10 protein-coding genes, 9 tRNA genes and 2 rRNA genes (1 of these 21 running past the window's edge) are annotated in these 13,876 nt (G+C 38.7%); all 21 read left to right on the forward strand.

Annotated features, from left to right (window positions below; all coding sequences use genetic code 11):
• Positions 1-467: ribosomal RNA gene (locus tag NLJ82_RS00885) — 23S ribosomal RNA — on the forward strand; it begins 2,456 nt to the left of the window's first position.
• An 86-nt stretch (positions 468-553) separates the two neighbouring features.
• Positions 554-669, forward strand: a 5S ribosomal RNA gene (gene rrf / locus NLJ82_RS00890).
• A gap of 9 nt (positions 670-678) precedes the next feature.
• Positions 679-753: transfer RNA gene (locus tag NLJ82_RS00895), tRNA-Asn, on the forward strand.
• Between the two features lie 4 nt (positions 754-757).
• Positions 758-830, forward strand: a tRNA-Thr gene (locus NLJ82_RS00900).
• A 24-nt stretch (positions 831-854) separates the two neighbouring features.
• Positions 855-929, forward strand: a tRNA-Glu gene (locus NLJ82_RS00905).
• A 5-nt stretch (positions 930-934) separates the two neighbouring features.
• Positions 935-1,010 (forward strand) — tRNA-Val (locus NLJ82_RS00910).
• 17 nt (positions 1,011-1,027) lie between these two features.
• Positions 1,028-1,111: transfer RNA gene (locus NLJ82_RS00915), tRNA-Tyr, on the forward strand.
• 65 nt (positions 1,112-1,176) lie between these two features.
• A tRNA-Gln gene (locus tag NLJ82_RS00920) sits at positions 1,177-1,251 on the forward strand.
• 5 nt (positions 1,252-1,256) lie between these two features.
• Positions 1,257-1,332, forward strand: a tRNA-Lys gene (locus tag NLJ82_RS00925).
• A gap of 5 nt (positions 1,333-1,337) precedes the next feature.
• Positions 1,338-1,409: transfer RNA gene (locus tag NLJ82_RS00930), tRNA-Gly, on the forward strand.
• 10 nt (positions 1,410-1,419) lie between these two features.
• Positions 1,420-1,492: transfer RNA gene (locus NLJ82_RS00935), tRNA-Ala, on the forward strand.
• A gap of 116 nt (positions 1,493-1,608) precedes the next feature.
• Positions 1,609-2,754, forward strand: a complete 1,146-nt coding sequence (locus NLJ82_RS00940) for a glycerate kinase (protein WP_000869573.1) — start codon at positions 1,609-1,611, stop codon at positions 2,752-2,754.
• 209 nt (positions 2,755-2,963) lie between these two features.
• Complete coding sequence (gene rocF, locus NLJ82_RS00945) at positions 2,964-3,857, forward strand: arginase (RefSeq protein ID WP_000711569.1); 894 nt, start codon at positions 2,964-2,966, stop codon at positions 3,855-3,857.
• Positions 3,858-4,106: 249 nt separating this feature from the next.
• Positions 4,107-4,928: a diadenylate cyclase CdaA gene (gene cdaA / locus NLJ82_RS00950; protein WP_001115701.1), complete on the forward strand. Its 822-nt coding sequence runs from the start codon at positions 4,107-4,109 to the stop codon at positions 4,926-4,928.
• Positions 4,921-6,408, forward strand: a complete 1,488-nt coding sequence (locus NLJ82_RS00955) for a CdaR family protein (protein ID WP_000359579.1) — start codon at positions 4,921-4,923, stop codon at positions 6,406-6,408. The genes cdaA and NLJ82_RS00955 overlap by 8 nt, the downstream gene beginning before the upstream one ends.
• Positions 6,401-7,747, forward strand: a complete 1,347-nt coding sequence (gene glmM / locus NLJ82_RS00960) for a phosphoglucosamine mutase (RefSeq protein WP_000521474.1) — start codon at positions 6,401-6,403, stop codon at positions 7,745-7,747. The genes NLJ82_RS00955 and glmM overlap by 8 nt, the downstream gene beginning before the upstream one ends.
• Positions 7,748-8,033: 286 nt before the next feature.
• Positions 8,034-8,219, forward strand: coding sequence for a hypothetical protein (locus NLJ82_RS00965; protein ID WP_001208183.1), 186 nt, complete (start codon positions 8,034-8,036; stop codon positions 8,217-8,219).
• A 12-nt stretch (positions 8,220-8,231) separates the two neighbouring features.
• Positions 8,232-10,034, forward strand: coding sequence for a glutamine--fructose-6-phosphate transaminase (isomerizing) (gene glmS / locus NLJ82_RS00970; RefSeq protein WP_000334168.1), 1,803 nt, complete (start codon positions 8,232-8,234; stop codon positions 10,032-10,034).
• A 363-nt stretch (positions 10,035-10,397) separates the two neighbouring features.
• Positions 10,398-11,207, forward strand: a complete 810-nt coding sequence (locus tag NLJ82_RS00975) for an alpha/beta fold hydrolase (protein WP_000029419.1) — start codon at positions 10,398-10,400, stop codon at positions 11,205-11,207.
• 407 nt (positions 11,208-11,614) lie between these two features.
• Positions 11,615-12,346, forward strand: a complete 732-nt coding sequence (gntR, locus tag NLJ82_RS00980; RefSeq protein ID WP_000167470.1) for a gluconate operon transcriptional repressor GntR — start codon at positions 11,615-11,617, stop codon at positions 12,344-12,346.
• Positions 12,339-13,874, forward strand: a complete 1,536-nt coding sequence (gntK, locus tag NLJ82_RS00985) for a gluconokinase (RefSeq protein WP_000100533.1) — start codon at positions 12,339-12,341, stop codon at positions 13,872-13,874. Before gntR ends, gntK begins: the two co-directional genes overlap by 8 nt.
• Positions 13,875-13,876: the final 2 nt, after the last annotated feature.

Raw genomic sequence — 13,876 nt, forward strand, 5'->3', positions numbered from 1 at the left:
AAAGCTACCCCGGGGATAACAGGCTTATCTCCCCCAAGAGTCCACATCGACGGGGAGGTTTGGCACCTCGATGTCGGCTCATCGCATCCTGGGGCTGTAGTCGGTCCCAAGGGTTGGGCTGTTCGCCCATTAAAGCGGTACGCGAGCTGGGTTCAGAACGTCGTGAGACAGTTCGGTCCCTATCCGTCGTGGGCGTAGGAAATTTGAGAGGAGCTGTCCTTAGTACGAGAGGACCGGGATGGACGCACCGCTGGTGTACCAGTTGTTCTGCCAAGGGCATAGCTGGGTAGCTATGTGCGGAAGGGATAAGTGCTGAAAGCATCTAAGCATGAAGCCCCCCTCAAGATGAGATTTCCCATAGCGTAAGCTAGTAAGATCCCTGAAAGATGATCAGGTTGATAGGTTCGAGGTGGAAGCATGGTGACATGTGGAGCTGACGAATACTAATAGATCGAGGACTTAACCATATAATATGTAGCAATGTTATCTAGTTTTGAAGGAATATATAATTTTCTTCTTGACATTTCGAAAGAAATGTTTATAATGATAAAAGTCTGGTAATGATGGCAGAGAGGTCACACCCGTTCCCATACCGAACACGGAAGTTAAGCTCTCTAGCGCCGATGGTAGTTGGGACCTTGTCCCTGTGAGAGTAGGACGTTGCCAGGCTTATATTATTCCGCAGTAGCTCAGTGGTAGAGCTATCGGCTGTTAACCGATCGGTCGTAGGTTCGAGTCCTACCTGCGGAGCCATTATGCTTCCATAGCTCAGCTGGTAGAGCACTTCCATGGTAAGGAAGAGGTCACCGGTTCAAGCCCGGTTGGAAGCTTGGGAATAGGTTTAAAACTTTTTTGGCCCGTTGGTCAAGTGGTTAAGACACCGCCCTTTCACGGCGGTAACACGGGTTCGAATCCCGTACGGGTCACCACTTTTGGAGGATTAGCTCAGCTGGGAGAGCACCTGCCTTACAAGCAGGGGGTCGGCGGTTCGATCCCGTCATCCTCCACCATATATATTTTAAATGTCGGAGGGGTAGCGAAGTGGCTAAACGCGGCGGACTGTAAATCCGCTCCTTCGGGTTCGGCAGTTCGAATCTGCCCCCCTCCACCATTTTCTTTAAAATAACCTGAGAGGGTTTATTTTTTTGAAAAGATAACCATACTAGTAAATATTAATGGGCTATAGCCAAGCGGTAAGGCAACGGACTTTGACTCCGTCATGCGCTGGTTCGAATCCAGCTAGCCCAGCCATTTACGAGCCATTAGCTCAGTTGGTAGAGCATCTGACTTTTAATCAGAGGGTCGAAGGTTCGAGTCCTTCATGGCTCACCATTTTCGCGGAAGTAGTTCAGTGGTAGAATACAACCTTGCCAAGGTTGGGGTCGCGGGTTCGAATCCCGTCTTCCGCTTAATTACTAAGGGGCCTTAGCTCAGCTGGGAGAGCGCCTGCCTTGCACGCAGGAGGTCAGCGGTTCGATCCCGCTAGGCTCCATCTAATAGAGAAAGCTTACATCATATGATGTAAGCTTTTTTTGTGTTTGAAAAGACAACTTTCATACTTGTCATTTAAAATGGAGAAAACGTGAAAATAAAGGATGGGGGATAATTATGAAAGTTGTTATTGCATCTGATTCATATAAAGAAAGCTTAAAAGCTATAGAAGTATGTGAAGCTATTGAAAGAGGTTTTGGAGCAATTTTTCCTAAAGCAGAGTACGTAAAAATACCAATTGGAGATGGAGGGGAAGGAACGGTCGATTCCCTTGTTGATGCTACAAGCGGGAGGATTATATCATTTCATGTGACAGGACCGCTTAGAGAGAGCGTACAAGCCTTTTACGGTATGTCTAAAGATAAAAAGACAGCGTTTATTGAAATGGCAGCAGCATCAGGCTTACAACACGTTCCGGCTAAAAAGCGAAACCCACTTATTACGACGACGAAAGGAACAGGAGAACTTATACTACATGCGCTAGACGAAGGAGCTGAGCGTATCATTTTAGGACTTGGAGGAAGTGCTACAAATGATGGAGGAGCGGGTATGTTGTCAGCTTTAGGAGTCAGGTTTATAAATGGAAAAGGAGAAGTAATAGAGCCGTCTGGTGGAACGTTACATTCGATTGTCTCTATTGATTTTTCACAAATGGATTCACGCTTAAAGCATATAAAGATAGAAGCAGCATGTGATGTAGATAATCCGTTAGTTGGAATAAGAGGAGCATCTTTCGTATTTGGGCGACAAAAGGGTGCGGATGAAGAGATGATGAAAGAGCTGGATGAGAATTTAAAGCATTATGCGCATATCCTTAAACAATACCTATTTTGCGACGTATCTAAAATACCTGGTGCAGGAGCTGCAGGAGGTATGGGAGCAGCTGTTATTGCAGTGCTAAAGGGAAGCTTGCGGAGAGGAATTGAAATTGTATTAGATTATACAAATTTTGATAAGCATATAGAAGGTGCAGATTTAATTATAACTGGCGAAGGGAGAATAGATGAACAAACAGCATATGGAAAGGCCCCAGTAGGTGTTGCGGAGCGTGCAAAGCATTTTCATATTCCTGTCATTGCTATTGGGGGATCGGTATCTCCGAATTATTCGGCTGTTCATGAAAAAGGAATTGATGCAGTATTTAGTATTACAACAAGTCCGATGACATTAGAGGAGGCATATAAAGTAGCAGAAGATAATATCGAAATGACAGCAAAGAATATTGCAGCAGTGTGGAAAATAGCATCAGAAAAACACTTCTAAATGGGGGAGTGTTTTTTATTGTTATCTAATAATAATGATAGTAGTTGTTTCATTAAGTTAACTTTATACATGGAATAGTCTTAAAATTTGGATTTCAAAGCGAATATAAGTGAATAGTTTGTATATCCATACAGAAAAATGTCGAGTTGAGTCAGACTATATAAAAGATTTAAAATATTTGGTGAAGGCACAGAAGGGGGATACTATCTATGAAAAAAGAAATCTCAGTTATTGGAGTTCCAATGGATTTAGGACAGATGCGTCGTGGAGTTGATATGGGACCGAGCGCAATCCGTTATGCAGGTGTAATTGAAAGAATTGAAGAAATTGGATATGATGTTAAAGATATGGGAGATATATGTATAGAGAGAGAAAAAGAAGTAGATGTAAATACAAGCTTAAGAAACCTTACACAAGTTGCAACTGTATGTAACGAATTAGCAAGTAAGGTGGATCATATTATAGAAGAAGGACGTTTTCCACTTGTATTAGGTGGAGATCATAGTATCGCTATTGGTACATTAGCTGGTGTTGCGAAACATTATAAAAACCTAGGTGTTATTTGGTATGACGCACATGGCGATTTAAATACAGAAGAAACTTCACCATCTGGAAATATTCATGGTATGTCACTTGCAGCAAGTTTAGGGTATGGACATCCGACGCTTGTAGATTTATACGGGGCATATCCAAAGGTGAAAAAAGAGAATGTTGTAATTATCGGTGCACGTGCATTAGATGAAGGAGAAAAAGACTTTATTCGAAATGAAGGTATTAAAGTATTTTCAATGCACGAGATTGATCGTATGGGTATGACGGCTGTTATGGAAGAAACAATCGCGTATTTATCTCATACTGATGGTGTGCATTTATCATTAGACTTAGATGGTCTTGATCCTCATGATGCACCAGGAGTTGGAACACCTGTAATTGGTGGCTTATCTTATCGTGAAAGCCATTTAGCAATGGAGATGTTAGCGGAAGCTGATATTGTTACATCTGCCGAGTTTGTTGAGGTAAATACGATTTTAGATGAGCGAAATAGAACGGCAACAACAGCGGTTGCTTTAATGGGTTCTTTATTCGGTGAAAAACTAAAATAAATGTAAGAAAAGCAACTGAGAAGTTGCTTTTTTTATTTGAAAATAGGCGTATAATAATGATTTATATTATACTGTACGATAAGAATGTTTGACATCTTACCAATTTAGACTAAAGGGGGGTTGTTTGTAATTGTCGTTTGTTTCATGTATGGTATAATTAACTAGTTGTTGGAAATACATACAGATAGAGCATAAAATAATATTTCAATATATGGATAGAATTGCTCGTAAGTAGGAGGAAGGGTTAGCATGCCTTTTGAAGATACGACCATTTTGAAATATCTTAGTACGGCATTAGATATTGCCGTTGTATGGTTTATTATATATAAGCTAATTCTTATAATCCGAGGGACGAAAGCTGTTCAACTTTTAAAAGGGATTACAGTTATTATTGTCGTTCGGATGATCAGTATTTTCCTTGAATTGCGAACGCTATATTGGCTAACTGAACAAGTATTAACGTGGGGATTTTTAGCCGTTATTATTATTTTTCAGCCAGAATTGCGAAGAGCGCTTGAGCAGCTAGGACGCGGGAGTTTATTTTCGCGTACTGGAACTCATGAGGATGATGAGCCTGAAATGGTTGCAACAGCGATAGCGAAAGCAACGGAATATATGGGAAAACGTAGAATTGGTGCATTAATTACTTTGTCAAAAGAGACCGGTATGGGTGATTATGTAGAAACGGGTATTCCGCTAAATGCAAACGTATCATCGGAATTACTCATTAATATTTTCATTCCAAACACACCTCTTCACGATGGAGCAGTAATTATGCAAGGAAGTACCATTAAAGCAGCAGCTTGCTATCTTCCGTTATCGGAAAGTCCATTTATCTCTAAGGAGTTAGGAACTAGGCATCGCGCTGCAATGGGAGTTAGTGAAGTTACTGATAGTATTACAGTAGTTGTGTCGGAAGAAACAGGCCAAATTTCTTTAACGAAAAATGGTAAGTTGCATCGTGATTTAAAGACAGAACAACTGAAAGATATGTTGTTATCTGAATTTAGTGCGAACGAAAAAACGACTTCTTCGTCTTTATGGAATTGGAGGAGAAAGCGTCATGGATAAGTTAATGGAGAATCATTGGTTTTTAAAGGGGATCTCATTACTATTGGCGTGTATGCTTTTTATGTCAGCGACTTTAACTGAAAAAAATACGACATCGGGGATACTACCTTTTGCAAATGATGCGAAAGAAACATTAACTAATTATGCTATTAACGTTAAGTATGATGAAGAGAAATATATTGTAAGTGGTATTCCGGCAGAGGGCGTTAAGGTGAAGTTAGAGGGTCCAAAAGCAGCAGTTGCTACGGCAAAAGCGAAAAAACAATTTGATATACCAGTTGATTTGAGAGGTAGCGAAAAAGGAACGTATGAAGTTTCTTTGAAAACGAATGGACTTCCAGATGATGTGAAAGGAACAGTTCAGCCATCAACAATTAAAATTACTCTTCATGAAAAAGCGAGAAAATATGTTCATGTAGACTTGAAATTATCAAATGAGGATCAAATGCCAGCTGGTGCTACTCTCGAAAAATCAAACATTAAACCTGATACGGTTGAGGTAGTTGGGACGAAAGAAGAAATTGAAAGTATTTCATCTGCTAAGGCGTATGTTGATTTAAAAGGTGTTAATAAAACTGTTACAAAAACAGCCGAAGTTACATTATACAATAAAGAAGGAAAACGTTTAAATGTAAGAACAAGTCCATCTAAAATTAGTGTAACGTTGAATGTGGCGACGCAAGCTACGGCCAATAATACTGAAAAAACTGTTCCTATAACATATGCGAAAAAGGGGAGTTTACCGGAAGGATTGGCCGTTACAAATATTAGCGTTGAGCCGAGAGAAGTCACGATAGCAGGTCCAAAAGATATATTGGATAATATACAATCGATAGAGGGGGTCGAAGTAGATCTTAGTCAATTGACAGAGTCTACAACATTCGATACCTCTGTTTTATTACCAAAGGGTGTAACAAGTGCGAAGCCAAATCAAGTAAAGGTTTCAGTAGGCGTACAAAAAACAAAACAAACGAAAACAAGAACGATTGATGGTATATCAATTCAAAAAAATGGACTTTCTAAAGACGTTACGGCCCAGTTACTTTCGCCGCAAGATGGGAAGATAAGCGTTGATATTTCAGGAGAAACAAGTATAGTAGATAAAATAACAGCTGCTCAAATAACAGCAGTGATTAATCTACAAAATGTGTCTCCTGGGACGAAGGATGTTGCGATTCAAGTGAGTGGCCCTGGTAATATTTCAATAGAGCCAAAACAAAAAAGTGCTAAAGTTACAATTGTGAAGAAAGAAAATCCCGATAAAGAAGTACAGGGTAACGGTGAGCAACCAAATTCAAATAATAATAAAGATAATCAAACTGAAACACCAAAAAATCCTGAACCTGAACCTAAGCCTGATCCAGAAAAGGAAAAGGAAAAGGAGAAGGAATCGGAACAAAATAAAGATAAAGAAACTAGCCAAGAGCCAACAGTAGATAATCAAAAAGAGCCAGAAAAAGGAGCGAATCATAATGGGTAAATATTTTGGTACAGATGGAGTACGCGGGGTTGCGAATAAGGAGTTAACACCTGAATTAGCGTTCAAAATTGGACGTTTTGGTGGTTATGTATTAACAAAAGATACAGACCGTCCAAAAGTAATTATCGGCCGTGATACACGTATATCAGGACATATGTTAGAAGGAGCTTTAGTAGCAGGTCTATTATCAACTGGAGCAGAAGTAATGCGTCTTGGTGTTATTTCTACACCAGGTGTTGCTTATTTAACGAAAGCGTTAGATGCACAAGCTGGTGTTATGATTTCTGCATCTCATAATCCAGTACAAGATAACGGAATTAAATTCTTCGGTTCAGACGGTTTTAAATTAACAGATGAGCAAGAAGCAGAAATTGAAGCTTTATTAGACAAAGAAGTGGATGAATTACCACGTCCAACAGGTACGAACCTTGGGCAAGTGAGTGATTATTTTGAAGGTGGACAAAAGTATTTACAATACATTAAACAAACTGTAGAGGAAGATTTCTCAGGTTTACATATCGCTTTAGATTGTGCGCATGGTGCTACCTCTTCTTTAGCTCCGTACTTATTTGCTGATTTAGAAGCTGATATTTCAACAATGGGAACTTCACCAAACGGTATGAACATTAACGATGGAGTAGGTTCTACGCATCCAGAAGTATTAGCTGAATTAGTAAAAGAAAAAGGTGCTGATATTGGTCTTGCTTTCGATGGTGATGGTGACCGTTTAATCGCTGTAGATGAAAAAGGAAACATTGTTGATGGCGATCAAATTATGTTTATTTGTGCAAAGTACATGAAAGAAACTGGTCAACTAAAGCATAATACAGTTGTTTCAACAGTTATGAGTAACTTAGGTTTCTACAAAGCACTTGAAGCTAACGGTATTACAAGTGATAAAACAGCAGTTGGTGACCGCTACGTAATGGAAGAAATGAAGCGCGGAGGTTACAACTTAGGTGGAGAACAATCAGGCCATATTATCTTACTTGATTACATTACAACTGGTGATGGAATGTTAAGTGCACTTCAACTTGTAAACATTATGAAAATGACGAAAAAACCATTATCTGAGCTTGCAGGAGAAATGACAAAATTCCCGCAATTACTAGTAAACGTTCGTGTAACAGATAAAAAACTAGCACTAGAAAACGAAAAAATTAAAGAAATTATTCGTGTTGTAGAGGAAGAAATGAATGGTGATGGCCGCATTCTTGTTCGTCCATCTGGAACAGAACCACTTATTCGTGTAATGGCAGAAGCACCAACACAAGAAGTTTGTGATGCATATGTACATCGCATTGTAGAAGTTGTGAAAGCGGAAGTTGGCGCTGAATAATTTAATAAATTTATTGAAAAGGAGCACAATAAGTGCTCCTTTTTCATATGTTTTATAGATGGTGAAAAAATTTTCATTGACGGTTTATCCATGTTTGTTATAAGATGGTCTTGTTCTTTTTCTCAAAGGAAATATTGTAAATTATAGAAGCGCCAGAACTACAAGTAGTGTAGTTGACGAGGTGGGGTTTATCGAGATTTCGGCGGATGGCTCCCGGTTGTTCATCACAACCGCAAGCTTTTACTTAAATCATTAAGGTGACTTAGTGGACAAAGGTGAAAGTGTGATGAGAGAAAAGGAACGGATACAAACTAGCTGTATAAGTATATACGGACTTAAACCCAATCGAGAGGAAGGTGAAAGCCGTTACAAGCTTACAGGGCTAGCAATATGTAATCCGTTTTTTAGTATAAATAAAAATGGTATCGGACTATGTCGTTACATGTTCGCAGAGCAGTGTAAGCATTTGTAACGGCGACTAAACATGTGTGGAATCGTAGGATTTATTGGAGAGCAAGATGCAAAGGAAATTTTATTAAAAGGTTTAGAAAAGCTAGAATATCGTGGATATGATTCAGCAGGTATTGCAGTACAAGCAGAGAACGGTGTTGTTGTATACAAAGAAAAAGGCCGTATTGCAAAACTTCGCGAAATCGTAGATGAGAACGTAGCAACAAGCGTGGGGATCGGTCACACACGCTGGGCTACACATGGTGTTCCGAGCAAAGTAAACGCGCATCCGCATCAAAGTACATCAAAGCGTTTTACACTAGTTCATAACGGTGTAATTGAAAACTATGAGTTAGTGAAGAAGGAATATTTACAAGATGTAACGTTCGTAAGTGAAACGGATACAGAGGTTATCGTACAGCTTATGGAACAACAAGTGAGCACAGGACTAAGTGTAGAAGAAGCGTTCCGTAATACGCTATCTCTTTTACATGGCTCTTATGCAATCGGATTACTTGATGCTGAAAATCCAAACATGATTTATGTTGCTAAAAACAAAAGCCCGCTATTAGTAGGTGTTGGTGACAACTTTAATGTTGTGGCGAGCGACGCTATGGCGATGTTACAAGTTACAGATCAATTTATTGAATTAATGGATAAAGAAATTGTAATTGTAACGAAAGAAAGTATTACAATTAAAAACTTACAAGGTGAAACGATTGAACGTGCACCGTTTACAGCGGAATTAGACGCAAGTGATATTGAAAAAGGAACATACCCTCATTTCATGCTTAAAGAAATCGATGAGCAACCACTTGTTATCCGTAATATAATTCAAAAGTACCAAGATGAAAATGGCGAGATTGAATTAGATCAAGACATCCGCAATGCGATTTTAGATAGCGATCGTATTTACATCATTGCATGTGGAACAAGTTATCATGCAGGTCTTGTTGGAAAACAATTTATCGAGAAGTTTGCAAAAATGCCAGTTGAAGTGCATGTAGCAAGTGAATTCTCTTATAACATGCCATTATTAACAGAAAGACCATTCTTCATTTACATTTCACAAAGTGGTGAAACAGCTGATAGCCGTGCAGTACTTGTACAAACAAATGAAATGGGTCATAAAGCATTAACAATTACAAACGTACCTGGTTCTACACTTTCTCGTGAAGCGGATTATACACTTCCGTTATACGCGGGACCAGAAATCGCCGTTGCATCAACGAAAGCTTACACAGCACAGCTTGCAGTACTTTCAATTTTAGCTGCAGATATTGCTAAAGCAAAAGGTGAAGTTCTTGGTTTTGACTTAACACACGAACTAGGACTTGTAGCAAATGCAATGGTACAACTTTGTGATCAAAAAGAAGAAATGGACGCATTAGCAAAACAATTTTTAGCAACAACTCGTAACTGTTTCTTCATCGGACGTAGCGTAGACTTCTACGTAGGATTAGAAGGAGCGTTAAAGCTAAAAGAAATCTCTTACATCCAAGCAGAAGGATTTGCTGGAGGAGAATTAAAACACGGTACAATCGCCTTAATCGAAAACGGTACACCAGTTATCGCACTTGCTACACAAGAACACGTAAACCTTGGAATTCGTGGTAACGTGAAAGAAGTAGTAGCACGCGGAGCTAACCCATGTATCATCTCAATGAAAGGCTTAGAAATGGAAGGTGACAGCTTCGTATTACCAGCTGTACACGAAGCACTAGCACCGCTAGTAGCAGTTATTCCATTACAACTTATCTCATACTACGCAGCACTTCACCGCGAGTGTGACGTTGATAAGCCACGTAACTTAGCTAAGTCTGTTACGGTTGAGTAGGAGATTAGTAGGTTAGTAAATATAGTGTAGTTTTGAAATAAAGTTAAGACGTTTATAAAAAAGGTGCGATGCTTTATCTCTTTAATTAAAGAATTGTAAATAAGCTATGATCAAACTTTTTTATAAAACATAAACATAAACCTGTTGGATAAGAAACCATTTTGATTAGACTTTTTCAAAATGGTTTCTTTTTATTCATCTTAGAATATGGTTTAACACAATATTTTTAATCAAACTTTATTTTAAAGCCACACATTGCTTTTTCTTATGGTGAATTTGTTTCTTAGTTATTTCCTGCATTTTATATCATTCACCAATCATGTAATGTTAAGGGAGATGACAAAAGAAAGGAAGAATGTACAAATGAGTATAGTAAAAAACGGAACATTGCAAGTAATTGGAGCAAGCATCTATTATGAGGTGCGTGGCTCGGGTCCAATTCTTCTTTTGATTCATGGTGGGGGTGGTGATGCCGACAAGTTCCATAATGTCGCCGACCATCTTGCTAAATGGTATACCGTTGTTACTTACGATCGTCGTGGTCATTCCCGTAGCAATCTCGTCAATAAAAATGAGGATTACCATGTGCACACGCATAGCGAAGATGCTCATCGGTTGCTAGCTAATCTGACCAAAGAACCGGCTTATGTATTTGGAAGTAGTTCTGGTGCTGTTATCGGACTTGATTTGTACATACGTCATCCTGAGCAGGTACAGTTACTAATTCCACACGAACCGGTTTTATTACAACTATTATCTGAAAATGAGTTGAAGCAGGCTATAAATTTCATGGAAGACCTTAAAGGGAATCATCAAAGTGAGGTCATGAAGTTATTGTCAAATATTGATGATAGTAATTCCGAACCATCGAAGGATATGCTAACAGAGCGACTACTTGGCAATTCGATGTATTTCACTGAGTATGAAATCCCGGGAATTCTCAGCTATACTTTAAATATCGATGCATTAAAGTCCCTATTAAAACCTGCATCGATACAGGTACGTCCAGCTGGTGGAAGTATTTCAAGAGAAACTTTTCCTTATCATTGCGCATTCAACTTAGCAGAACACCTCGGAACAGAATTGGCAGAGTTTCCAGGACATCATGTGGGTTATAACACAGTGCATCATAAAGAGTTTGCTGAGAGGTTACATGATGTTATTGAGAATTAATCGGGAAACTATCAATGAGCAGTGTATAAACACAATAGCGCGAATAGATATTCATGGAGTTACAAGACAATACGTAATTTAGGGTTTTGTCTATATGTCTAAATTAATTTCAAAGCATCAGCAGAATATGAACAACTAAAAAAGCAGCTACCTCTCCATTTAAAGGTAGCTGCTTCTTTTTACATAGATTCTATAATTATTTGTCTTTCATACCACTTGTTTAGTTTTCCATTTCCTAAATCTTCTTTATCAACAATAATAGTTTTGGGGTGACTTGATTTGTTAGCTTAATAATTATGGGTTTTCCTCTAATAGAACCAACGCGAACAATAAAAGCGCTTGCATAATTAAAAATCCGAGTTATAATACTTGTATACAAGTATACTTGATTAACACGAGGTGGATTTATGACGAAATCAATGGAATTTCTTTATCCTGAAAAATGGCTTTCAAAAGCTTCTACAGGTGATCGTGTTGCGAGCGAATTGAGAATGCGCATTATTGCAGGTGCAATTGAAAGCGGTACCATCCTGTCAGAAAATAAAATAGCTGCCGATTTTTCTGTAAGTCGGTCACCCGTTCGTGAAGCATTAAAATTACTAGCTTCTGAAAATATTATTCGCTTAGAAAGAATGGGCGCAGTTGTCATTGGTTTAACCGAGAAAGAAATTGAAGAAATATATGATGTTCGTTTACTTATAGAAACGTTTATCTTTGAGCGACTTGGAAAGATGGACACAAATGATTTAGTAAGAGAACTAAATAAAATAATGGAAATGATGAAAATCGCCATTAAGTATCATGATTCTGATGAATTTTCTTATCAAGATCTCTTATTCCATGAAACGATTATTCGAACCATTGAGCATTCCTACATCCTGATGATTTGGAATAATTTAAAGCCTGTTATGGAAAGCTTAATCCTTTTATCAATGCGTACTCGTTTCAAGGAAAAGTACGAAGATTTTGAACGGATTATTAAAAATCATGAGCTTTATATAAAAGCAATCGAATCAAAAGATCGAGCCCTCATGATTGAGGCCTTACATCAAAACTTTGATGATGTTCAAGGGAAAGTCGAAGACCTCTGGATGTCACAACAAATGTTATCTAAAGGAGTTGAGCAAGGACATGAGTAGCTATATGTTAGGTATAGATATCGGTACAACAAGTACGAAAGCAGTTTTATTTACTGAAAAAGGCGAAGTCATTCAAACCGAGAATATTGGTTATCCACTTCGCACACCGGATATATCCACAGCGGAACAAGATCCAGAAGAGATTTTCCAAGCTGTTTTACAAGCGATATCAAATATAACGAAACAGCATTCAGATAAAAAACCATCGTTTATTTCATTTAGCAGTGCTATGCATAGTGTCATTGCCATGGATGAAAATGATCAGCCGCTGACACCTTGTATCACTTGGGCAGATAATCGTAGTGAGGCATGGGCACATAAAATCAAAGATGAACTGAATGGCCATGCAGTTTATAGACGAACAGGAACACCTATTCACCCAATGTCACCATTAAGTAAAATTACATGGATCGTGAATGATCATCCGGAAATTGCGATTAGAACGAAAAAATATATTGGAATCAAAGAATATATCTTCAAACAATTCTTTGATCAATATGTTGTTGATCATTCCATCGCCTCGTGCATGGGGATGATGAACTTAAAAAAACTAGGTTGGGATGAGGAAGCTTTAAAAATTGCTGGTATAACATCAAGTCAATTATCTGAACTCGTACCGACCACCCAAACATTTAGCAACTGCAATCCAGATTTAGCCCAAAAGATTGGTATCGATTCCCAAACACCGTTTGTCATTGGTGCTAGTGACGGGGTGCTTTCTAATCTAGGTGTGAATGCAATTCGAAAAGGTGAGATTGCTGTCACAATTGGAACAAGTGGTGCTATTCGGACCATCATTGATAAACCACAAACAGATAAAAAAGGAAGAATATTTTGTTATGCCTTAACGGAAAAGCATTGGGTAATTGGTGGACCGGTAAACAATGGAGGAATGGTCCTTCGTTGGATTCGTGATGAACTTGCTTCATCAGAAGTAGAAACTGCGAAAAGACTAGGAATTGATCCATACGATGTATTAACTAAAATAGCTGAACGCGTGAGACCTGGTGCAGACGGATTATTATTCCATCCATACCTCGCAGGGGAACGTGCACCATTATGGAATCCAGATGTACGTGGTTCCTTCTTCGGTTTAACGATGTCACATAAGAAGGAACATATGATTCGTGCAGCTTTAGAAGGCGTTATATATAATTTATACACTGTATTTTTAGCATTAACAGAATGCATGGATGGTCCTGTAACTCGTATTCAAGCAACAGGCGGCTTCGCAAGGTCTGACGTTTGGCGACAGATGATGTCCGATATTTTCGCATCTGAAGTCGTTGTTCCAAAGAGCTACGAAAGCTCTTGTCTAGGTGCATGTATATTAGGTCTCTATGCCACAGGAAAAATTGATTCTTTTGAAATCGTTTCCGAAATGGTTGGCAGTACCTACAAACATACACCGAAAGAAGAAGCAACAAAAGAATACAGACAATTACTGCCTATATTTATTAACCTATCAAGGGCGCTAGAAGACGATTATACACGAATTGCAAATTATCAAAGAAATTTAATAAAGTAAAA

This window comes from Bacillus paranthracis (assembly GCF_024296885.1).
Lineage (GTDB): Bacteria > Bacillota > Bacilli > Bacillales > Bacillaceae_G > Bacillus_A > Bacillus_A paranthracis.